The organism is Roseibium sp. (assembly GCF_050301095.1).
Taxonomy (GTDB): domain Bacteria; phylum Pseudomonadota; class Alphaproteobacteria; order Rhizobiales; family Stappiaceae; genus Roseibium.
Genome location: NZ_JBNKYW010000077.1, coordinates 1 through 21,065 on the forward strand (window position 1 = coordinate 1; position 21,065 = coordinate 21,065).

The following is a 21,065-nucleotide window of genomic DNA, read 5'->3' on the forward strand; positions in this document are numbered from 1 at the left end:
CTTGCGAATTGACAGTACCGATCGCGCCCTGCAACCGTGGTAGGCGCGGGCGCGGCGGGGCTCTTTTAGCAGTCCCGGAAAAAATGCGCACCCGTCTTTACGCGACTAGCTATCTAATTTTTGAGCGAAAGTTAGAACGGCTTTCCAGAAGCAATGCGGCGCCCGCACCGTCGATTGCCGGTGCGAAGGCCACACGGCCTCCGTCTCCAGGATGAAACGTTGAAGGCTGCTGCAAGTCTTTTGTTTGCGGGACGGTTTTCCGAAGGTCAGGCCGCCTTGCGTCGCAAGGAGGAAAAAGCGGCGGCAGTCGATCTCTTCAGGAGGCCATCGGAACACAGATCCATCGTCACAATCTGGGCCTTTCCCTGGCGTTTGGCTTTGCAAAGGCCGTTGACCGCAGCTTCCATTGCACGTGCAAACACCGTATCGCAATTGGCGGTTACCATCCCGACGCTCACTGTTGCGGCCAATCTGCCTCCCGTTGCCTCTCGGCAGTCGACTTTGAATCGCCGGCAGATCCTCTGGGCAGTGAGCAGTGCGAATTCCCTGTCGCAGTCCGACAGGAAAACGGCAAACTTTTCTCCTCCGATCCGTCCGCAGATTGCCTCGCCTGAGAGATTGTCCCTTAATATGCGGCTGAACAGCTGCAAGAGAGCGTCTCCCATGGCATGGCTATAACGCTCATTCACCGACTTTAATGCGTCCATGTCGAAGACAATCAGACTGTACTTGTGCTCAAAGGCTTTTGGACCTGCAAGCGCGGCTTCGGCATCATCGATGAAGGCGCGCCGGTTCGGCAGGTTCGTCAGCTCGTCCATGCGTGAAAGTTCCCTGAAGCCGTGCATATGGCGTTCGACGACCATACAAACGTTCAAAACGACGGTCAGAGCCATCGAAAGCAAGGCGCTGAAGAGGCTGATTACAAAAAAGTCCGACGAGTAGGAAGCCAGGTAGTCCGGCAGGTGATGCATATGCTGGTTAATCACAAACCAGAAGTATCCGGCAATTTCAATCAAGGACACAAAACCGAGCAGCCGGACCGTGTGCAGTTTTTCTCTATTGGCAAATACCGACATCCAGAAAATCGAAAAACAGCTCAGGACAAGGCAAGTCTGAACGAAATACACGCGCAGCAGAAATTGCTCAGCGAACGGCGGATAGTTGATCAGTGCAACCCAAACCGCCGGCATCAGCGCCATCAGCCAGATCAGCGGTCGCCGGCCCAGAAACGCCGCCAGACCGCAACGCCGCAAGCCCGTTCCGGAAATGAGCAGTGCATTGGCCGCGACGAGACTCAAGCTGTCGGATATCGTTCCCCTCGCCCCAAGCAAGATGGCGCCGCTGCCTGCGAGAAAGAATCCGGCTGAAGTCAACAGCAATCCCTGAACGCTGGCGCGGTCCCGCGTCTGCCACAACAGCAGAAAAACAGGAAGAATTGCACTGCCGGCAAAGGCAACAATCATCGCGGACGCAAAAAGTGTTGGTGTGTCAAAAGTCATCAAGCAAACCTCAAACGAGTAGGTTAATGATCACCTGTAAAGGATTGCTTTCATTTTTCGAAAATTGTGACTTCCGGTTGCACAGCAAGCTCGATGCCCGCCGGATACCGGAACCGCAGTTCGGGCGTGAGCCAAGGTATTCTCAGTACAGCCACCTCTAATCAGGCGGCCTTGCGCTTCAATCTGGAAAAGGCTGCGGCCGTCGATTTTATAAGCAGACCGTTGGTCAAAAGGTCCATGGACACTATTTGTGCCTTCCCCTGGCGCTTTGCCTTGCCCAGACCATTGACAGCGGCTTCCATGGCGCGAGCAAGACCAATACTGCACTCCGCCGTTGCGATGCCGGCGCTCGCCGTCACGACAAGCTTTCCGTCTGTCGCCTGCTGGCACCCGACGCTGAAGCGCCGGCAGAGCCGCTGGGTCGTGAGCAGCGCGAATTCCTTGTCGCAATCCGGCAGGAACACCGCGAATTCCTCACCGCCGACACGTCCGCAGACAGCTTCAGCGGAAAGGCTGTCTTTCAGAACACGGCTGAACAGCTGCAGAATGGCATCGCCCATGGCCTGACTGTAACGGTCGTTGACCGACTTGAAACGGTCTATGTCAAACACGATCAGGCAATAGCGCCCGCCAGATTCCTGACGGCCTGAAATCCAGGCCTCGGCGGCATCGTAAAATGCTCGACGGTTGGGCAGATTCGTCAAGGCATCCTGCAAGGCCTGGTCCCTGAAACCCTGCAGGGAGCGCTCAACGACCATGCTCACCTGAAGCACGATTGTCATGATCATGGCGAACAGAACCGTGACCAGGAAAATCGACATGAAATCTTCGGAGAAGGCCGTCAGAAAGTCCGGAAGCCGGAGAAGGTTCTGGTTGACCGTGTACCAGACATAAGCTGCGCATTCGATCAGGGTCGTGACGCCGAGAAAACGGATTGAATGGAGTTTCTCCCGGTTGAAGCGGACAGTCATGGCCACGATGGACAGGCAACTGAGGATCAGGCAGGCCTGAACGTAGTTGACCCGCGCAAGGAAGCTTTCGAAAAACGGCGGATAGAAGCATAGAGCGAGCCAGAGCGTCGCTGCACCTGTGACAACCCAGATCAATGGCCGCTTTCCCAGAAAAGCTGCAATTCCGCAGCGCCTCAAACCGGTCCCGAAAATCAGCAGGGCGTTGGCGGCAAGAATGCTGATGCTCTCCGGGACCGTTCCCCTGAGCGCAATCAGAAACGTTCCGCTGCCGGCGAGAAACATGCCGACAGAACACAAGCCGAGGCTGAGCGCGCACGCCCTGCTGCGCGCCCGCCACAACAGCAGAAACAGCAGCAGAATCGCGCTTCCTGCAAACTCTGCGATCATCACGCAGGTAAAAAGGGTTGGAGTATCAAGTGTCATAAAAATACCGGAACTATTCAGGCGGGATTTTGGACTTTGACGTGTAAACGAATGATTTAGGCGAGGCTCAACCTCGGGATCCCACGATGAATCTTTCCGAAAACGAAAATAAAAATCCGAGATATTACTCGTTTGCGAGTGACTTGAGATGCTCTGCGGTCTGTTGCCGCTCCTCAGGATTTATCAAGCCGGTGGACTCCCCGGCATAGGCCGGCCTCGCGTAACCCTTCGGCGGCGGTACGTTGCCACTCCCGTGGCCCGGCTGTGTCCTCAGGGCATCCACGAGAGGTGTTCCCGGACCGACGGCACAGGCCGCAAGCGCTGCCGGCAAAAACAGGATCCCCACCAGAACCGCCAACTTGTTCATGCTTTACTTCCCTAACGGCATTTTCTATTCCTCCTGTTTACCGGCTGTCATGATTGCGCGGTAGACGGAAGGCTTTCAAAGCTGGTGCCAAACCTATTGGAAACCAATCGACGGAGCCAGAACGTTGTGTCATAAATGTCTGATAGACTGAAATACCAGCGAAAATTGAACGAGATAACCGAACTGCATCGACCAAGATACGAACTCATAAGAAAAGACACCTGATCGAATAACTTCATGAGTCCGATCGCCATGACTCGAAGGCTTCTAAGAGGGCCGAATGGGGCAAGAAAACCGGAGGGAACGCCTGTCTATGGCTGACGAACGCCAGCATCCCCTGTTGCAATACATCATCAACAACCCGGAAGCATTTGCCCAGAATCTGGCAAAAACACTGGAACAGGCAGGCAAGGCTCTGGCCGCCTATATCGAGCCGCGTGAACAGGGCAAGGTCAAACACGATTCGACCGAGGAACTGACCGGCGTCATCAAGACACTTGCTCAGGTCGGCGAATATTGGGTTTCGGATCCCCAGCGCGCCGTGGAAGCCCAATCTCGGCTCTGGACCGGTTATATCGATCTCTGGAATTCATCCCTGAAGCGCATGATGGGTGAACCGGCAGCCCCTGCGGTTGAACCGCAGCCGCGCGACCGGCGTTTCGCCGATCCGGACTGGGAGAAGAACCAGTTCTTCGACTTCATCAAGCAGCTTTATCTCATCACCAGCAAGTGGGCCGAAGACATGGTCCACGAAGCGCAAGGGCTGGACGAGCATACGCGGCACAAGGCCGAGTTCTATGTCACCCAGATCGCCAATGCGGTCTCGCCCTCCAACTTCGTCCTGACCAATCCGGAGCTGTTGCGCCTGACCATGGAGAGCAATGGCGAGAACCTGGTCAAGGGCATGCAGCATCTGGCCGAGGATCTGAAGACCGGCAAGGGCGAGCTCAAGATCCGGCAGACAGATCCTTCCAAGTTCAAGCTCGGCGAAAATCTCGGCAACACGCCCGGCAAGGTGATCGCCCAGAACGACGTCTGCCAGGTGATCCAGTATTCGTCATCGACGGACGAGGTGCTGAAACGCCCGCTGCTGATCGTGCCGCCCTGGATCAACAAGTTCTATATTCTCGACCTCAACGCGGAAAAATCGTTCATCAAGTGGGCGGTGGACCAGGGGCATACGGTATTCGTGATCTCCTGGGTCAATCCGGACGAGCGCCAGGCCCAGAAAAGCTTCGAGCACTATATGAATGAGGGCATTCTCAACACCCTCGACGTGATCAAGCGCGCCACGCGTCAGGAAGAAGTCAATGCCATCGGCTATTGTGTCGGCGGCACGCTGCTGGCCGTCACGCTGGCCTATATGGCCAAGGTCGGCGACGAGCGGATAAAAACCGCGACCTTCTTCACCACACAGGTGGACTTCACCTTCGCGGGCGACCTGAAGGTGTTTGTCGACGAGGAGCAGATTTCTATTCTGGAAAAGCGCATGGCCGAACAGGGGTACCTGGATGGCTCCAAAATGGCCTCCGCCTTCAACATGCTGCGCTCCAACGACCTGATCTGGTCCTATGTGGTCAACAATTACCTGAAGGGCCAGGACCCCTTCCCGTTCGATCTGCTCTACTGGAATTCCGATTCCACCCGCATGCCTGCGGCCAACCATTCCTTCTATCTGCGCAACTGCTATCTGGAAAACAAGCTTTCCAAGGGCGAGATGGAAATTGCCGGCGAGAAGCTGGATCTCTCCAAGGTGACGGTCCCGATCTTCAACCTCGCAACCCGCGAAGACCACATTGCCCCTCCGAAATCGGTGTTCCTGGGCTCGGGCTGCTTTGGCGGACCGGTCGATTATGTGCTCGCCGGATCGGGCCATATCGCCGGCGTCGTCAATCCGCCCGCCAAGAACAAATACCAGTACTGGACCGGCGGCGCGCCCAAGGGAACGCTGGAGAACTGGCTTAACAACGCGGAAGAGCACCCCGGCTCCTGGTGGCCCTATTGGGACCAGTGGATCCGTTCGCATGACGACAAGACGGTGAAGGCACGCAAACCGGGCGCCAACAGGATGAAGGTTCTTGAGGATGCTCCGGGGTCTTATGTGATGATGAAGGTGTAAAAGCCAGAGCCAAAATGCGTGGCTGAAATGAACAGTGCCGGATGGGAGCCCAATCCGGCGGTTGCTTTTACCCCAAATGCTCATCCAGCGGCGTCAGCGTCATGCCGAGCAGTCTGCCGAGTTTCTTCGCGCTCATCGGCCGGCCGAAGTGATAGCCCTGAACGGTTTCGCATCGGCAGCTGGCCAAAAACGCCTGCTGCTTTGCCGTCTCGACACCTTCCGCCACCACATTCAGTCCCAGTTCCCGGCCGAGTGAGATGATCGCTCTTGTGATGCAGCGGTCGCTTTCGTCGAAATCGAGATCCCGAATGAAACTGCGGTCGATCTTGAGGCGGGTCAGCGGAAAGCTCTTCAGCGCCGCAAGACTTGAATAGCCGGTGCCGAAATCGTCGATGGCAAGTTTGACGCCCAGACGCCGGAACTCCTCCATGAGCCCAACCGCCTGATTGGCATTCTGAATCAGAAGACTTTCTGTCACCTCGAGTTCCAGAAACTCCGGCGCCAAACCGCTGGCGGCCAGTGCGGCTCGCACGTCCGATATCAGTGCAGCATCCCGAAACTGGCGCACGGACACATTCACGCCCATCGTGACCGGTGACAACCCGGCCTCCTGCCAGGCCTTGTTCTGGCGGCAGGCCTCGTGAATGACCCAGCGGCCCAAGGACACGATCAGACCGCTCTGTTCGGCCAACGCGATGAATTCTGTCGGAAGCAGGCGGCCAAGGGCCGGGTGCTGCCAGCGCACGAGGGACTCCACGCCGACAATACGTCCGCTGACGAGATTGTATTGCGGCTGATATTCCAGGAAAAACTCACCATTCTCGATCCCGGTGCGCATTTCCTCCAGAAGCGTGAGCTTGTTGACGGAATTTTCCGGCCGTGTCTGTTCATAGAGCATATAGCCGTCCCGGCCGGCGGACTTTGCCTCGAACATCGCCTTGTCGGCATTCTTCAGAAGTTCGGCGGCGTCCTCCGCGTCCTGCGGAAAACAGGCGGCCCCGATGCTGCAGGTCACATGGAACGACAGGTCGCCAATGTGAATGGTACGGGTAATTTCATCGCGCAGCCTGGCCATGAAGCTGTTGAGTTCATCCCGCGTAGCATGGGCGTCTTCGACAATCAGGACGAATTCATCGCCGCCAAAGCGGATCGTTTCATGAGTCTCGCCGTGCACCGACATAATGCGTTCGGCGATGATGGACAGAACCTGATCGCCGACGGCGTGCCCGAAGCTGTCATTGACGATCTTGAAATTATCGACATCGACAAAGACGACCGCGACCGTTTCGCCCGACTTCCGGCCGGCCTCGACCTTTTCGGCCAGCTTGCGCTTGAACTCCTGCCGGTTTGGCAGGCCGGTCAATACGTCGTGGTGCGCCAAATACCGGATCTGGCTTTCCGCCTGGTCGCGTTCGACGGCGATGGAAGCCAGACGCGCGGCTTCGACAGCCAGTTTCCGTTCATGGTCCGTGGGAATCCTGACTTCGTTTGTATAAAGGCCAAAGGTCCCAAGAACCCTGGAATCCTTGCTGAAAAAGGGAACCGACCAGCAGGAGCGCATGTCGAACTGCGAGACAATTTCCTTGAAGTCCGCCCACAGGTCGTCGTTGAGAATGTCGGAGACAAAAACGCTCTGCCGGCTGTGCACCGCGGTGCCACAGGAGCCCATCCGGGGGCCAATCGGCAGGCCATGCGTTTGGTCCACATAGTCCGGAGGAAGGTTGGGCGCGACACCCGCGAGAAGTTGGGTACCCGTGTCATCCACCAGCATCACGGACCCGGTCACCCCGTCCAGCTGGCTCTCGATCGTCAGCACAAGGGTCTCCAGAACTTCCTTGAGCGGCAAGCCGCTCGCAATGGCCTGCAAGATCTTGTTCTGGCCCTGCTGCAGCTGCTCGGACTTTTTCCGTTCGGTGATGTCCCGGCAGATACCGACAATGCCAACCACGTCACCGAGGTCGTTCAGCACCGGATATTTGGAGGAGGAAAACCACTTCCGTTTGCCGTTCGGCAGGATCAGGAATTCTTCGAAATCGACTTGCGGTGTCCTGCCTTCCATGATGGAGGATTCGGTTTCCATGAAGCCGTTGCCGATCTCCCGGGGATGCAGTTCCAGGTCCGTCTTGCCGACAAATTCCGAAAACTCACTGAAACCCAGGTCGAGTGCAATCTGCCGGTTCGCCATGACGAACCTGGACTTCCGGTCCTTGATGAAAATGTAGTCGGTGACCTGATCAACCAGTGTCTGAAGCCAGTCGCCGGTCAGCAAAAGCGCATCACCACGGGTGAGTTCGTCAAGGCCGTTGATCCTGGCTAATGAAGAAACGAGAGACGACCCGTCCATCGGCTTGATCAGGTCTTCCAGTTCGGGGCTCCAGCCAGTCACGATTTCAATGTCCAATTTGGTGGCAAATTCGGCGTGGACAGAAACCCGTACTCGTCACTTCCGCCCCCAAAAAACAATGCATGCATTACATTGCCGTCACAAGTCAATCCGCTCGGTCATATGTCGGCAAATCGATCGGGTTTTCACGTGTTAGCCCCCACGCGACGACTGCAATGACTCACAGAATAGACAATCAATACTATAGCAATGCCGGGATTTTTATTGTCGGTTTTACCAGTATACGTATTCCCCCGATCGCAGTTGATGGCAATTGCCAATCTCCCTCGAACGCGGCTATGATCGGTCGCAGTCATGCAAACCATTCAAAGACATATTTCTCCAGCGACCCAACCGGCCCTTTCGGGAGCTGCCAGCGCCAGATTCCGGGCTCTGCATCAAAGGCTTGGCACCGGAAAACCGACTTCGCCGGCGACGATCTACATGAAGGTCATCGCGCCCGGATTGATGACCGCCCTGCTTTGGTCGCAAATCGGCATCGGACTGCCGGGCGCCGTAGCCCTGACACTTCTTGCGATCCTGGCTCTTTTTTCCGCGCGCAGGGTCTTGGATGGTGTTGCCCTGCCCGGCACCTGGGCAAGGGAAGCGGGATTCGGTGAACGCATCTGGCTGAACCGGCTGCTGGTGCCCATTCCCGTCGAACTCAATTCCCGTCTCACCGCGCTTTATCTCGTCTTCTGGACGGGTGTGCTGACGGCCCTCATCGGCGGACTGATGGGCAATCTGGTCTTGTCGCTCACCGGATTGCTGGTTGCCTACACCGCCCAGTTGGTCTGTTTCCAGAAGTTGGCAGACCTTTACCGTGTCATGCGCAACCGGGATCCCCTGTACAGGTTCTGGACAGCAGCGCCGGTCAATGACAACAAACGGACAGGGAAAAAGGCAGGCACCGCGGGAGCGCCCGGAGCCTGACACCGCAGGAAGCCTCCAGGCGCCCAGCCCCCGTCTTCCCCCCTTGCCGTCGGCTGGCCGATTTCAACCCGCTTTCATGCGCTTTTCCGCCAGAAGCCCGATGTAGGTCAGCGCGACACTTGCCCCTGCTATCGATGTGATATCGGCATGGTCATAGGCAGGGGCCACTTCGACCACATCTCCGCCGACGAAATTCAGATCCCCCAGTCCACGCAGGATGGATAGCGCTTCCCTCGAGGACGGTCCACCGGCCACAGGCGTCCCCGTCCCCGGTGCGAAAGCCGGATCCAGGCAGTCGATGTCAAACGTCATATAGGCCGGTCCTTCACCGACACGTTTCCTGATCCGGTCGATAACTCCCCTGATACCGAGATCGTCGAATTCATAACCGTATATGATATCCAGTCCGCAGGTTTCGGGCGCATGCGTCCTGATGCCGATCTGGATGGAGCGTTGCGGATCGATCAGCCCTTCCCGCACCGCGCGTCCGGTAAAGGTTCCATGGTCGATCCGGTCTCCCTTGTCCGGCCAGGTGTCCTGATGGGCATCGAACTGCACAAGTCCGACGGGCCCGTGTTTCTCCACATGAGCCTTCAGAAGCGGATAGGTGACGAAGTGATCGCCTCCAATGGAAAAGAGATGCGTGCCGCTCGCCAGAATCTCCGACGCCTGGGCCTGTATGTGCCCCGGGATGTCGGGATTATGGCCATAATCGAAGACGCAGTCGCCGTAGTCCACGCAGGCAAGCACTTCGAACGGGTCCATCTGGAACGGGTATTGCGGATCGCCGTCGAAGATCGCCGAGGCGCGCCGGACGCCTTGCGGTCCGAAGCGCGCGCCAGGACGATTGGACACCGAAGCATCGAAGGGGATGCCCCAGACCGCCAGATCGACGTCCCTCAGGTCACGGCTGTAGCGCCGGCGCATGAAAGACAGCGTTCCGGCGTAGGTCGGCTCGTGAGACCCTCCCTTGATGGAAGACCCCAGGAAAGCGTTGTCGGTCGGTCTGGGCAGGTCTGTGGACATGACGAAATTCCTTGAAATACACGAAGCTGGCAGGTCCCGCATGACCTGAGCCAAGCATCATCTTGGTCAATTTGATCAATCCGGTTTTACCAGCGGCACGAAACTTCCGCCAACTCCAAAGATCGGAGGCCACCTTAGGCAAACCGCCTCCCAAGGTCTTTCCGTACGCAATTCCGACTTTGCAACACCCTTGTAAAACAAGGCGAAACAGCAAACTATGGTGCCGACTTCACGAACACTTCCCCTTCGGCTGGAAGACCCGAGCAATGAGCCATTCCGAGCCCCACGACCACGCAAACGGTGAGCATTCTCATGATCATGGGTCCGGCCACGGCCACGACCATGCTCCGGAAGTAACCGAAAGAAACGCCCGCGCGGTTGCCTGGGCGGGCCTGTTGATCGCAGGTTTCATGTTCGCCGAACTCATCGGTGGCTGGATGGCGGGATCGCTGGCGCTGATGGCCGATGCCGTCCACATGGTGACCGATGCGGCCTCTCTCGGCCTGGCCTGGTGGGCCTTTCAACAGGCAAAAAAGCCGGCCGACGACCGCCTGACATATGGGCGGGACCGGCTGCCCGTGCTGATTGCCTTTGCGAACGCGATCTTCCTTCTGGTGGTGACAGTCTGGATCTGCGTGGAAGCTGCGGGCCGTCTCGCAGAACCGGAAACCGTTCTTGCCGGCCCAATGTTCATCATCGCCGTCCTGGGCCTTCTTGTGAACATAGGTGCCTTCTTCATCCTGCAGCGGGGCGGCGACGGTTCGCTCAACATGCGATCCGCCATCCTGCATGTGCTCGGAGACCTGCTCGGCTCCGTCGCCGCGATTGTTGCAGCCATCGTCATCTATTTCAGCGGCTGGTATCCGATCGACCCGATCCTGTCGGTATTCGTCGCCCTGCTGATCGTCCGGTCGGCGGTTTCCGTGATGCGCCAGTCCGCGCATATCCTTCTGGAAGGTGCACCGGCGGAACTCGACCGCGACGCGGTGAAAACAGATCTTCTTACCGAAATTCCGGCGCTCGCCGATCTTTATCATATCCACCTCTGGTCGCTCGCCGAAGGCAAGATCAACGCCACGATGCATGCGGTCATCACTTCCGGGGAACAGCCGGAGACAGTTCTGGAACAAATGCGCACGCGACTGAGGGACAAACACGGCATCGGTCATGTGACCATCGAAATTTCCTTCTCGGCGTGAGCCCGGCATAGCCGTTTTCAAACCGCACCTGATGGAGGCCTGGCCGTCTTCAAAGGCTTAATTGAATGTTCAAAAGCGACAGCTACCGTGACAGCCTCTTCATGAGGACGTTGGATGGCCGACCTTCAAGAAACCCGGACGGGGCGCACAGCGCCGGAACATTCTGTGGATGCACCACGGGAATCGGCTGCTTCCGGCAATTCGGTTACCGCCATCGTTTGTTATGTTTGCCTCGCCATTCTCGGCACTCTGGCCGCCATCGTCAGCGCGCTGCGCTAACGGAAGGCCATCCCGTTGCCCGAATGTCCTCCATTGTTCACGAACGTCGGCGGGTCTAAAACTGGAAAACAGTTTGCGGTGCCTGTCGCCGCCCCCATCAAGGACATCACATCGTGGCAGACCAGAACACAAAGATCCTGCGCGGCAGGCTGCTCACCTTTCACGACGCTCCACAAGGACCGGAGGACACCGGCGCCTACAGCTACGACGAAGACGGCGCGCTTCTGATCGAAGCAGGAAAGATCTCCAGACGGGGTTCCTTTGCCGAGATTAGGGCGGCAGCGCCGGATGCGACCGTCGTCGACCACCGCCCTCACCTGATCCTGCCGGGATTCATCGACACCCACATCCACTTTCCCCAGGCCCAGGTCATCGCCTCTTGGGCGGACCAGCTTCTCGACTGGCTCAACGACTACACGTTTCCGGCGGAGCTCAAATTTGCGGACAAGGCCCACGGCAGGCGTATTGCAAGGGGTTTCTACGACGCTCTGCTGTCGCACGGCACGACAACGGCCTCCGCCTATTGTTCCAGCCATCCCAATTCGGTCGACGCCTATTTCGAGGAGGCCGAATCCCGCGGCATGCTGATGCTCGGCGGCAAGACGATGATGGATCGCAACGCCCCAGCGGACCTGTGCGACACCGCGCAAAGCGCCTATGACGACAGCAAGGCGCTTCTGCAGAAGTGGCACGGCCGAGGCCGGGCACATTACGTGATCACCCCGCGTTTCGCCATCACCTCCACCCCCAAGCAGCTTGAAGCCGCCGGCTCACTCTTGAAAGAACATCCCGCCTGTCATCTGCAGACGCACATCAACGAAAATCACAACGAGATCGCCTTCACGCTCGAACTCTATCCGGAGGCGGGCGACTATCTCGGTGTTTATGAAAGCTTCGGCCTTCTCGGCGCCAAAACCCTGCTCGGTCATTGCATTCACATGAATGAACGAGAGTTGGGCGTCATGCGGGACACGGGCTCCGTTGCGGTCTTCTGTCCGACGTCGAACCTTTTCCTCGGCAGCGGCCTTTTTGACAGGAAACGGCTGGAGGATGCGGGAGTCAAAACCGCGATTGCGACGGATGTCGGCGGAGGCACCAACTATTCCATGTTGCGCACGCTGGACGAGGGCTACAAGGTCCTGCAGTTGCAGCGCCAACGCCTGCATCCGCTCACCTGCTTCTACTGGATCACCATGGGAAACGCCAAGGCCCTGTCGCTGGCCGACAGGATCGGCACACTCGAACCCGGAACGGATGCCGATCTTGTCGTTCTGAACGCAAGGGCAACCCGGCCGATGGCCCTGCGCATGGAAACGGTCGAAACGCTTTCCGAAGAACTCTTTGTCCTGCAAACGCTCGGGGACGACCGGGCGGTTGTAGAGACTTATGTGGCCGGAGAGGCACGCAGGCCCGAATAAGAATCCGGACCCCGCATTTTGAAATCAACCGGGTCCTTACCCTGCCAACTTTTCCCGCAACGGTGACAAGACGCCCGCAGCAACGGCCGTACCGGCAAAACCGGCCAGGCAAACTGCCGTACCAAAATAGACGGGAGCGAAACCGAACGTCTGAATGAACGGCGTCAACAGGAGCGGTGATATCACCTGCCCCAGAAACATCGCGGTGGTCACAATGCCTGAAACACTGCCCCGACGCTCGGCCGGCGCCACCTGAAGGGCAAGCAGCAGAAAGCTCGGCTGAACGAAGGAATATCCGGCACCGACCAGTGCAGCCCCGCCGATCACGAACGGCCAGGCCGCTTCCGTGCCAAGGGCTGCAAATCCGGACCCCATGAGCAGAAATCCAAGAGCAAAGGTTGCTGCAAGGCCTATTCGGTCGCTCACCCGTTTGAAGGTAAGGGCCACCACACCGCCGGTCAGGGTCAGGGCGCCCAATCCGACCGCTGTTGCCGATGCGCTGTCAAAGCCGTTTTCATGAAGGTAATAGGGAAGCTGGCTCGGCATCAGGAAAAACAGCATCACCGTGACCATCGTGAGCAGACCGACGAAGGCAGCCGGCTTGAGCCAATTTACCGGCGCCAAGCTCGCACCATCGTCACCGACACCTTTTCTTGCGGCTTGCCCACGACCTTCCTCGCGCCGCGCAACCACGATCAGCAGCGGCAGCAACAGGGCCGGCAAGGTGTAGACCAGAAACGGCAACCGGGGCGACAGGCCCGCCAGATATCCTGCAAAGCCGATGAACATAAATCCGAAGATGTTGATCACTGCCGTCTGCCAGCCCATGAAGGCGCTTCTGCGGGGGCCGGCAAACAGATCTCCCACCAGCGCAACCTGAGCCGTCATGGTCATGGCGACAGCAACGCCGAGCAAAAGCCGGCTTCCCAGGATGGAGACCAGATCGGGCAGCCAGGCTCCGGCACTGCCGGAAAGTGCAAACAGCAGGACACCGGCGATCAGCAACGGCCCGCGGCCGAAGCGGTCCGCGGCAAGTCCGGCCAGCGGGGCGACCAGGACAACGGTCAAGGACGGCGCCGACACCAGAAACCGTGTCAGATAGGCCGCGCCCGGATCGTCCGGGAAACTGGCTTCCAGCGCCGGTAGCGCCGGGCTGATCGTGGCATTGGCCATGATTTTCAAGGTTGCGGTCAACAGCAGCGCGATCGCGGCTGCATCCAGCCAGAGCGGACGCTCTTTAAGGGAACTTGAATTGGGCACGACATTTTCCTTGCGTTTTTCAACTCAGGAGACCAGCCTACTAATTCAAGTCGACTTGAGGTCAAGACATGAAATTAATGGATATTTCCGAAGTCTCGAAGCAGACCGGCGTCGCTGCCTCGGCCATTCGCCACTATGAGGAAAAGGGGTTGATCACATCTGTCGGGCGCAGGGGCCTGAAGCGCCTGTTCGGCCCGGAGGTCCTTGATCAGCTTGCCCTGATCACGCTCGGCAAGACCGGCGGATTTTCCCTGGATGAAATTCGGTCCATGTTCGGCCCGGACGGCCGCCCTGCCCTTTCCCGTCAAAAGCTGCATGACAAGGTGGATGACCTTGAACGTCAGATAGAGCATCTCACGACCCTCAGGGACATGATTCGTCACGTGGCGGAGTGTCCGGCGCCGTCTCACATGGAGTGCCGCAAGTTTCAACAGCTCTTGAGGATCAGCAACCGCCGGAAAGACCTGTGCAAGTCCAGCGGGCTTGTTCCGGGACCGGCAGTGTGACGCCGTTACCGTCGTGCAAAAAACAGAACAAGCTGACGAGCCTGGCGCTGGAACAGTCCCGGCCCCTTTGACGCTTCGTGGTGGACCTCAACGTCCCTGATCACGCTGCGTACCATGACGATTGCCAGAACACCGAAAACCACACCTCCGGCGGCCTGACCGATCAGTACCCCCGGCGCGCCATAGAACGCGGCGCCTGCCCAGACGAAGGGTATCGTGCCGAGCGTATGACGACCCCAGTTGAGCAGCGTCGAATAAAAGGGCCGGCCCAGGTTGTTGAAACAGGCATTGGCGACAAAGAGCGCCCCGTTGAAGAAGAAGGCGAGCGCCAGGGGACCGCAGAAGAGATAGATCAGGGTCAGGGCGACGCCGTCCGCCTCGAAAAGGCGCGCTATCGGCACGCGCAGGACAAAGAGAGCCAGTGCGGCGAGGCCGACTACCATCGCGGTAAAGAGCAGGCCTTCCCGAAGCGTTCCGCGCACCCGGTCGTAAGCCCCGGCGCCGTAGTTCTGGCCGACAATCGGGCCGATGGCACCGGAGAGCGCGAAGATGCTTGCAAACGCGAGGGGTGTGAGGCGTGCCACCACGGCCATGCCGGCGACGGCTTCCTCGCCAAATTCTGCCATGGATCGCGTCACCCAGGCTTGTCCGACCGGCGTTGCCAGCTGGGTCAGGATCGCCGGACAGGAGATCGCGACGATCGGCGGCAGATCCTTGAAAAGAGCTAGCGGCCGCGGCAACGTAAGCCCTCCGTGGAATCGGAAGATCGGTGCAAGAGCGAAGCCGGCGATCGCAAGTCGCGAGACGGCGCTGGCAAGGGCTGCTCCCGTCAACTCCAGATCGAGGCCGAAAATCAGGATCGGATCGAGCACCGCGTTGACCAGTCCTCCGGCGATGGTCGAGATCATGGCACGCCGTGCGTCCCCATGTGCCCTGAGGATGGCGCCGCCCGCCATACCGAGCAATAGCAGCGGCAGCGTCGGCACGATGATGGCGAGGTAATGAACCGCAAGATCGTGGGTTTCCCCGCTGGCGCCGATCAGTGTGACGAGCGGATCCAGTGCCAGCCAGACCACAAGAGCAAAGAGAGACGCGAAGACCACCCCGGCAGTTAGCGCGTTGGACGCCTGCTGCCGGGCCTTCTGCCTGTCCCCAGCCCCGAGCGCCTGTGCAACCAGCGCCCCGGCGGCGATGGCAACGCCGATGTTGAACGACGTTGTAAAGAACAGGATCGCCCCGGCATAGCCGACCGCAGCCGCCAGTTCCGCCTTGCCCAGCATGGAGATGAAGATCATGTCGACAAAATCGACCGCAAAGATCGCCATCAGGCCGACCGAGGCGGTCAAGGACATGACCGTGACATGCCGGAACAGACTACCCTGCAGGAATTTCGCCTGGGTCATCGGCTGGTTCATGAACGCGGTTCTCTTTAAAAAATTGATTTCGGGCTTCGCCAGCGCCGCCATCAAACAGCACCAGTGCTCTAACAGTTTTTCGGAACAAGAAAAAACCCGCCGGATCGCTCCGGCGGGTTTCTTGTACTGGTATATCCAGATCCGGCGATTAACGCTTGGAGAACTGGAACGACCGGCGGGCCTTGCGCTTACCGAACTTCTTACGCTCGACAACGCGGCTGTCGCGGGTCAGGAAGCCGTTTTTCTTCAGGACAGCGCGCAGCTCCGGCTCGTAGTGGGTCAGAGCCTTGGACAGGCCGTGACGCACGGCACCAGCCTGACCGGAGAGGCCACCACCGGTAACGGTTGCGACAACGTCGTACTGGCCGTCACGGTCCGTCAGCATGATCGGCTGACGAAGGATCATCTGAAGAACCGGACGAGCGAAATACTCGGTGAAGTCCTTCTTGTTGACGATGATCTTGCCAGTGCCCGGCTTGATCCAGACGCGGGCGATCGCGTCCTTACGCTTTCCGGTTGCATATGCACGGCCCTGAGCGTCCAGCTTCTGGACATGGACCGGAGCTTCGGGGGCAGCGGTTTCGACCGCGCCGCCCAGTTCTTCCAGGGATTGCAGCTCAGCCATTGTTAAGCCCTCTTGCCGTCGTTCTTTGCGTTGAGGCCCTTGACGTCGACGAGTTCCGGCGACTGAGCTTCATGCGGGTGGTTCGGACCAGCGTAGACCTTGAGGTTCTTCAGCTGCTTGTTGGACAGCGGGCCGCCCGGCATCATGCGCTGCACGGCTTTTTCCAGGACGCGCTCCGGGAAACGGCCTTCCAGAATCGCACGTGCGGTGCGTTCCTTGATGCCGCCCGGGTGGCCGGTGTGCCAATAGTACTTCTTGTTGTCGTACTTGCGGCCGGTGAATACCACCTTGTCGGCATTGATGACGATGACGTTGTCGCCGGTATCAATGTGAGGCGTATAGGTCGGCAGATGCTTGCCGCGCAGGTGGTTGGCGATGAAAGCGGCCAGACGGCCGACGACCATGCCTTCTGCGTCGATCAAGATCCACTTTTTCTCGACCTCAGCCGGCTTGGCAGAGAAGGTCTTCATGAGATTGATCCGTTTTGGTCGGTTAAAGAAAAGGCCCGCGCGGCTTCATGTAAAGCCTGCGAACGGACCTTGAACTCGTTCGGAGGAGCTTATACGCCCGCAGGATTTTGCCGTCAAGTTCGTTTTTCGAAACACCTTCGAAATTATTCTTTTATTTTCAATGCGTTATAAAAACGGTATCCAGTTACCACAAGGTTTTCGTCTTGCAGGCCGGTTGATCCCGGTTCAATATCGAACTCGACTCCGTTGCGTCAGGTTTTCAGCCGCCTTAACCGGGGTACAAACAGTCGAGGGACAGGATCGTCAAGCGAGTTAAATGCATGCGTGTGCCCGTAAGCTTCCCTTGGTTCCGGAAGCCAATTGTTCTTGCAACACTGGCCAGCGCGGCCCTTGTTGCCGCCCTCACTCTCGCGCTCCATGGCCTGCTAGAATGGGAGGTTCAGACCTCGCTCCTCAGAAACGCGGAAATCAAGGCGCAGAACTGGTCGGAACGCTTCTTCCGAACCGTCCCGGATGCCGAACAGATGTTCACAGACGCGGCGGCGGGACGAACAGACGTGATGCAACTGGCAGGTTCTTTTGCCATGGTCGACATCCTCCGCTTTGAACTATTCGACCACAAGGGTCAGCGAACCTTTTTATCCGATCAAAGCGAACTGGAACCTGAAGCGCCTGCAAATCCCAAGGCTTTGGAGGTCTATCGCACCGGTACTCCCAAGTTCTTCGTCTATCACCAAGAAAACAGCGAACAGGAGGGCATACCCGACACGTTCGTAGAAACCTATGTTCCGGCAGTCTCTCCCAACGGAGAACGTGTCGGCACGATGGAAATCTATGTCGATGTCAGCTCGCTGGAAAAGGCCCTGGAGGACGCCTTCCAGCAGATAAGCTGGTTTCTGATTGCCGGGACGACCGTCATTCTCGCGGTCCCGGCGGCTGCCTATGTCCGCCGCACCCGCCAGCTTCGAAGCCGGGACCAGCGACTTCTGGAGCTGACACGATACGATCAGCTAACGGGTATCCTGAACAGGAATTCGATCTCCGATATTCTGGAAACAACCTTCGCATCGCCGGGTCCCCCTGCAAGTCTGGGCATCCTGTTTGTCGATGTCGATTACTTCAAACAGGTGAACGATCAGTACGGCCACGCCTGCGGCGACCGGTTACTCAAGCATGTTGCAGACATTTTGAAATCCAGCACCCGTGGATCAAGCGACATTGTCGGCCGGTTCGGCGGCGATGAATTCGTCGTCCTGTGCCGCGACATCGATAAACAGGAGTTCCGCAAGCTCTGCGGCCGGGTCACGGAAGGTGCGAAGACCCCTTGTGAATATGAAGGCAAGAGCTATACGCCGAGCCTGAGTGTCGGCGCCTATCTGGCGCGCGCGGGTGACACGCAGAAGTGTGCCATGCACCGGGCAGACCTGGCCGTCTACGCCGCCAAGCATCGTGGCCGCGGCCAGGTCATGGAATATTCGAAAGACCTGGAAGGCCTTTTTCAAGCAGAACGCCGATCGCAAGACCGCATAGATCCGGCCAAATCGGGAGATTAGCGCGGAGGCACCGAATAGGTTGCCGTGGCATGCGCCACGAGGTCTTCGTCCCCCTCCCCGGCAATTCCGCATTCGACCACGGCAAGACGTTTGCCCAGTTTCAGAAGGCGGCAGGTGCCGAGCAGATCCCCGGGCTCGGGTTTGCGCAGAAAGTTGATGTTGAAGCTGGTGGTCACGGCCAGGGCAACCGGCCCGATATGCGCGAGGATAACCACATAGGCCGCCAGATCCGCCAGTGACATCATGGAAGGACCAGAAACTGTCCCGCCCGGGCGCAAATGCACGTCACTGGCCGACAGCCGCACGACCGCCTCTCCCGCCGAAACACGATCGATGGAATAGACACGGCCACCCGCGTGGATTTGCGGAAACTCCCGGTCCAGCATTGCCATGATCTTTTCAGCAGTCATTATCGGCTGCATGCATGCACTCCCAAGTATCGATATCGCACCCGTCTCGCTTTTACGTAAACGTCAAAACAGGGCAAATGCAAGTGCGATTGCTTGGGATTATTCGGCCGGCTGCATTTTCCGGGCGCGCTTTTTCTCATGGGCATGAAGGCCCCGGTCCCAGAGCCAGGCGGCCAATGCGCCCAGCCCGATCCCGGTGCGCATTTCGAACTGCTCGAAGTGGAACCGAGAGGCCTTGAGACCCTTCAGGATCAGTCCGCCTTGCAAAGACTTCCGCATGGCGGACGGTCCACAGAAGAAGACGTGGGCCCGCGCAAGTTCGCTGCCGAGATCGGCCGAGATGCGTTCGGGGGTCAAACGCATTCCTTCTCCGGAATTGACCACGATCAGTTCCAGGTTCCCGACGTCTTTGGCAATTGTTTCCAACTCGGCCACGTAAGGAACTTCGCCCTGATTGCGCACACAATAATAAAGTTTCACAGGACCGGAGACTGGCGTCTTCAGGCTTTCGGCAAAAGCAAGAAATGGCGTAACACCGACACCGGCGCCGATCCAGATTTGCGGATCGCGGCCGGAGGGAAGCTTGAAATGGCCGAAGGGACCGGAAACGGCGGCTTCCATGCCCACACTCACTTCGCGCCTCAGACGCCGGGTGTAGTCGCCGAGATCCTTGATCGAGAACCGCAAAACCCTGTCGTCACGTGGAGCAGCGCTCAAGGTGAAGGGATGTTCCTCCGAAAGTCCTGCCTCTTTGAGGGTCAAGAAGGCGAATTGCCCCGCCTTGTGCCGCATGCCCCGTCCCCTGGGGCGCAGTTCGATTTCCGTCATATCATCCAGGTGTTTCACGGAAGACACGCGATAACCGTGCCCGCGCGGTGCCATCGGCCGCAAGAGCACCATCCAGAGATAGCTGACCATTCCAAGCAGGCAGAAGCCGGAAACGTAGAGGCCGAGCGGATCCAGGCTGTCAAAGGGTTTTTCGATAAAGAAGAAGTGGAAAGCCCCCAGGACAAAGAAGATGCCGATCAGCCGATGGCTCCATTTCCAAAGATGATAGGGAATGAAGGTAACGACCGAAGCGAAAGTCAGGATCAGCAGTCCGTAGAGACTGATCTCGCCGATATCCTCGGCAACATCCGACAAAACGCCACCGCGCAATCCATCCATGTCGGCATCGATTATGTCATGCAGGCCCAGCAGGACCATGGCGGTGATCGCGATCCACTTATGCAACACGTAGATCCGGTCCAGGGGCCCGAAAATCGTTTCCAGCCCCGGTGCACGCGTGGCGAGGAACTGGTTGATCCCCATGATGATCAGAGCCAGAGAGGCGAGGAACTGGCTGAAAAGGGCAACTGGTTCGCGTATCGCGACCATTGGCACATACCAGTAGACCGGCACCAAACAGGCGACGGCAATCAGGACCAATCCGAATATCCGCAAAACACCTTTTCCCCGTCAAATTCCCCCCCGGTCACCGCAGGGTCGCCCAAATGCCGCGGTGAAGTAACATGTTCGGGGTCCGGATCAACAGGCCTTCGGTCATTTCATCGAAATTTCATGGCACGGTCACGCTTGCGGGCGCACTCTTGTCGCCTTGCGAGATCTTCAATCCGCTCTGGTGTCCGGAAGGCGCCGCGGACTTAACGGGAGTGTTCTCATGATCGTGGACAAGGTCAATAAATGGCTGCGTGCGGCTTGCGCCCTCTGCGCAACTGCAATGCTGGCGCTTTCACCCGCCCTTGCGGATGGCTGGAACTACATGGACGACAGGTCGACGCCGCAGAAACTGATCGAGAGCTATTATTCCGCCATCAGCAACGGCTCCTATGCGCAGGCCTACGGCTACTTCCAAGAAAGTTCGGCTCCAGCCGATTTCAACACGTGGGCGCAAGGCTATGAGACAACCAGGTCCGTAACCGTCAGGTTCGGTCCGACGGCGCCCGATCCCGGTGCAGGCCAGATCTACTGGGCGCTTCCGGTCGCCATCGCGGCAATGCAGACGGACGGATCAACGAAGGTCTTTGCCGGTTGCTACAAGATCCACATGGCCAACCCCGGCATGCAGACAGACCCTCCCTACCAGCCAATGGGCATCGTCTCGGGGTCGTTGAAGGAAACTGACAAGCCGTTCGACAAGGCAGTACCGGGAAGTTGCTGAAGACACGGACCGTCAGGGCCGCCTGACAGAAACAAAAAAACCGGACCT

General features: G+C 58.3%; 19 protein-coding genes. 8 read left to right on the plus strand and 11 right to left on the minus strand.

Translation table 11 applies throughout. The features are described 5' to 3' along the window. Positions 1–266 precede the first annotated feature (266 nt). From ACQY7U_RS07030 to ACQY7U_RS07040, 3 genes are all read right to left on the minus strand, one after another. Positions 267–1,499: a diguanylate cyclase gene (locus ACQY7U_RS07030; protein WP_428643124.1), complete on the minus strand. Its 1,233-nt coding sequence runs from the start codon at positions 1,497–1,499 to the stop codon at positions 267–269. Positions 1,500–1,660: 161 nt separating this feature from the next. Further along, on the minus strand, positions 1,661–2,893 hold the full coding sequence (locus ACQY7U_RS07035; protein ID WP_428643125.1) for a GGDEF domain-containing protein: 1,233 nt from the start codon (positions 2,891–2,893) through the stop codon (positions 1,661–1,663). A gap of 124 nt (positions 2,894–3,017) precedes the next feature. Continuing rightward, on the minus strand, positions 3,018–3,260 hold the full coding sequence (locus ACQY7U_RS07040) for a hypothetical protein (RefSeq protein WP_428643126.1): 243 nt from the start codon (positions 3,258–3,260) through the stop codon (positions 3,018–3,020). Positions 3,261–3,573: 313 nt separating this feature from the next. Here ACQY7U_RS07040 and ACQY7U_RS07045 point away from each other — a divergent pair, with 313 nt between their 5' ends. After that, positions 3,574–5,379, plus strand: coding sequence for a PHA/PHB synthase family protein (locus tag ACQY7U_RS07045; protein WP_428643127.1), 1,806 nt, complete (start codon positions 3,574–3,576; stop codon positions 5,377–5,379). Positions 5,380–5,446: 67 nt separating this feature from the next. Here ACQY7U_RS07045 and ACQY7U_RS07050 read toward each other — a convergent pair whose 3' ends face one another. After that, positions 5,447–7,765, minus strand: coding sequence for a bifunctional diguanylate cyclase/phosphodiesterase (locus ACQY7U_RS07050; protein ID WP_428643129.1), 2,319 nt, complete (start codon positions 7,763–7,765; stop codon positions 5,447–5,449). Between the two features lie 312 nt (positions 7,766–8,077). Between ACQY7U_RS07050 and ACQY7U_RS07055 the strand changes: the two genes are divergently transcribed. Next, complete coding sequence (locus ACQY7U_RS07055) at positions 8,078–8,695, plus strand: DUF6653 family protein (RefSeq protein WP_428643131.1); 618 nt, start codon at positions 8,078–8,080, stop codon at positions 8,693–8,695. Between the two features lie 63 nt (positions 8,696–8,758). Here the strand turns inward: ACQY7U_RS07055 and speB are convergent, their stop codons facing one another. Continuing rightward, positions 8,759–9,721, minus strand: coding sequence for an agmatinase (gene speB / locus ACQY7U_RS07060; RefSeq protein WP_428643132.1), 963 nt, complete (start codon positions 9,719–9,721; stop codon positions 8,759–8,761). 266 nt (positions 9,722–9,987) lie between these two features. Here speB and ACQY7U_RS07065 point away from each other — a divergent pair, with 266 nt between their 5' ends. From ACQY7U_RS07065 to guaD, 3 genes are all read left to right on the plus strand, one after another. After that, entirely contained in the window at positions 9,988–10,920 is a 933-nt protein-coding gene (locus ACQY7U_RS07065; protein WP_428643133.1) for a cation diffusion facilitator family transporter, read from the plus strand. Positions 10,921–11,034: 114 nt separating this feature from the next. Next, on the plus strand, positions 11,035–11,199 hold the full coding sequence (locus ACQY7U_RS07070; RefSeq protein WP_428643134.1) for a hypothetical protein: 165 nt from the start codon (positions 11,035–11,037) through the stop codon (positions 11,197–11,199). A 113-nt stretch (positions 11,200–11,312) separates the two neighbouring features. Beyond that, positions 11,313–12,617: a guanine deaminase gene (gene guaD, locus ACQY7U_RS07075; RefSeq protein WP_428643135.1), complete on the plus strand. Its 1,305-nt coding sequence runs from the start codon at positions 11,313–11,315 to the stop codon at positions 12,615–12,617. A gap of 36 nt (positions 12,618–12,653) precedes the next feature. On the opposite strand, the gene ACQY7U_RS07080 is transcribed toward guaD, so the two are convergent. Continuing rightward, on the minus strand, positions 12,654–13,877 hold the full coding sequence (locus ACQY7U_RS07080) for an MFS transporter (RefSeq protein WP_428643136.1): 1,224 nt from the start codon (positions 13,875–13,877) through the stop codon (positions 12,654–12,656). 68 nt (positions 13,878–13,945) lie between these two features. Between ACQY7U_RS07080 and ACQY7U_RS07085 the strand changes: the two genes are divergently transcribed. After that, complete coding sequence (locus tag ACQY7U_RS07085) at positions 13,946–14,383, plus strand: helix-turn-helix domain-containing protein (protein ID WP_428643137.1); 438 nt, start codon at positions 13,946–13,948, stop codon at positions 14,381–14,383. A 5-nt stretch (positions 14,384–14,388) separates the two neighbouring features. Here ACQY7U_RS07085 and ACQY7U_RS07090 read toward each other — a convergent pair whose 3' ends face one another. From ACQY7U_RS07090 to rplM, 3 genes are all read right to left on the minus strand, one after another. Beyond that, the gene (locus ACQY7U_RS07090; RefSeq protein ID WP_428643139.1) at positions 14,389–15,798 is read right to left on the minus strand and encodes an MATE family efflux transporter; all 1,410 of its coding nucleotides are present in this window, start codon (positions 15,796–15,798) and stop codon (positions 14,389–14,391) included. Between the two features lie 148 nt (positions 15,799–15,946). Continuing rightward, positions 15,947–16,423, minus strand: a complete 477-nt coding sequence (gene rpsI / locus ACQY7U_RS07095; protein WP_428643140.1) for a 30S ribosomal protein S9 — start codon at positions 16,421–16,423, stop codon at positions 15,947–15,949. Positions 16,424–16,425: 2 nt separating this feature from the next. Beyond that, on the minus strand, positions 16,426–16,893 hold the full coding sequence (gene rplM / locus ACQY7U_RS07100) for a 50S ribosomal protein L13 (protein ID WP_428643141.1): 468 nt from the start codon (positions 16,891–16,893) through the stop codon (positions 16,426–16,428). A gap of 320 nt (positions 16,894–17,213) precedes the next feature. Here rplM and ACQY7U_RS07105 point away from each other — a divergent pair, with 320 nt between their 5' ends. After that, on the plus strand, positions 17,214–18,446 hold the full coding sequence (locus tag ACQY7U_RS07105) for a GGDEF domain-containing protein (protein WP_428643142.1): 1,233 nt from the start codon (positions 17,214–17,216) through the stop codon (positions 18,444–18,446). Here the strand turns inward: ACQY7U_RS07105 and ACQY7U_RS07110 are convergent. Together ACQY7U_RS07110 and ACQY7U_RS07115 are read right to left on the minus strand one after the other, a co-directional pair. After that, positions 18,443–18,868 carry a PaaI family thioesterase gene (locus ACQY7U_RS07110; protein WP_428643143.1) on the minus strand — a complete coding sequence of 142 codons (426 nt, stop codon included), beginning with the start codon at positions 18,866–18,868 and terminating at the stop codon, positions 18,443–18,445. The genes ACQY7U_RS07105 and ACQY7U_RS07110 overlap by 4 nt on opposite strands. Before the next feature lie 87 nt (positions 18,869–18,955). Further along, positions 18,956–20,284, minus strand: coding sequence for a ferredoxin reductase family protein (locus ACQY7U_RS07115; RefSeq protein ID WP_428643145.1), 1,329 nt, complete (start codon positions 20,282–20,284; stop codon positions 18,956–18,958). 232 nt (positions 20,285–20,516) lie between these two features. Here ACQY7U_RS07115 and ACQY7U_RS07120 point away from each other — a divergent pair, with 232 nt between their 5' ends. Further along, entirely contained in the window at positions 20,517–21,017 is a 501-nt protein-coding gene (locus ACQY7U_RS07120; RefSeq protein WP_428643146.1) for a hypothetical protein, read from the plus strand. The last annotated feature ends 48 nt before the right edge of the window (positions 21,018–21,065 follow it).

What these genes read in the sequence shown, in the direction of transcription:
- ACQY7U_RS07035 (WP_428643125.1), bottom strand. Translation starts at nt 2,893, where the DNA reads ATGACACTTGATACTCCAACCCTTTTTACCTGCGTGATGATCGCAGAG.
- speB (WP_428643132.1), bottom strand. Translation starts at nt 9,721, where the DNA reads ATGTCCACAGACCTGCCCAGACCGACCGACAACGCTTTCCTGGGGTCT.
- ACQY7U_RS07090 (WP_428643139.1), bottom strand. Translation starts at nt 15,798, where the DNA reads ATGAACCAGCCGATGACCCAGGCGAAATTCCTGCAGGGTAGTCTGTTC.
- ACQY7U_RS07070 (WP_428643134.1), top strand. Translation starts at nt 11,035, where the DNA reads ATGGCCGACCTTCAAGAAACCCGGACGGGGCGCACAGCGCCGGAACAT.
- ACQY7U_RS07055 (WP_428643131.1), top strand. Translation starts at nt 8,078, where the DNA reads ATGCAAACCATTCAAAGACATATTTCTCCAGCGACCCAACCGGCCCTT.
- rpsI (WP_428643140.1), bottom strand. Translation starts at nt 16,423, where the DNA reads ATGGCTGAGCTGCAATCCCTGGAAGAACTGGGCGGCGCGGTCGAAACC.
- ACQY7U_RS07110 (WP_428643143.1), bottom strand. Translation starts at nt 18,868, where the DNA reads ATGCAGCCGATAATGACTGCTGAAAAGATCATGGCAATGCTGGACCGG.
- ACQY7U_RS07040 (WP_428643126.1), bottom strand. Translation starts at nt 3,260, where the DNA reads ATGAACAAGTTGGCGGTTCTGGTGGGGATCCTGTTTTTGCCGGCAGCG.
- ACQY7U_RS07105 (WP_428643142.1), top strand. Translation starts at nt 17,214, where the DNA reads ATGCGTGTGCCCGTAAGCTTCCCTTGGTTCCGGAAGCCAATTGTTCTT.
- ACQY7U_RS07045 (WP_428643127.1), top strand. Translation starts at nt 3,574, where the DNA reads ATGGCTGACGAACGCCAGCATCCCCTGTTGCAATACATCATCAACAAC.
- ACQY7U_RS07065 (WP_428643133.1), top strand. Translation starts at nt 9,988, where the DNA reads ATGAGCCATTCCGAGCCCCACGACCACGCAAACGGTGAGCATTCTCAT.
- rplM (WP_428643141.1), bottom strand. Translation starts at nt 16,893, where the DNA reads ATGAAGACCTTCTCTGCCAAGCCGGCTGAGGTCGAGAAAAAGTGGATC.
- ACQY7U_RS07030 (WP_428643124.1), bottom strand. Translation starts at nt 1,499, where the DNA reads ATGACTTTTGACACACCAACACTTTTTGCGTCCGCGATGATTGTTGCC.
- ACQY7U_RS07120 (WP_428643146.1), top strand. Translation starts at nt 20,517, where the DNA reads ATGATCGTGGACAAGGTCAATAAATGGCTGCGTGCGGCTTGCGCCCTC.
- ACQY7U_RS07085 (WP_428643137.1), top strand. Translation starts at nt 13,946, where the DNA reads ATGAAATTAATGGATATTTCCGAAGTCTCGAAGCAGACCGGCGTCGCT.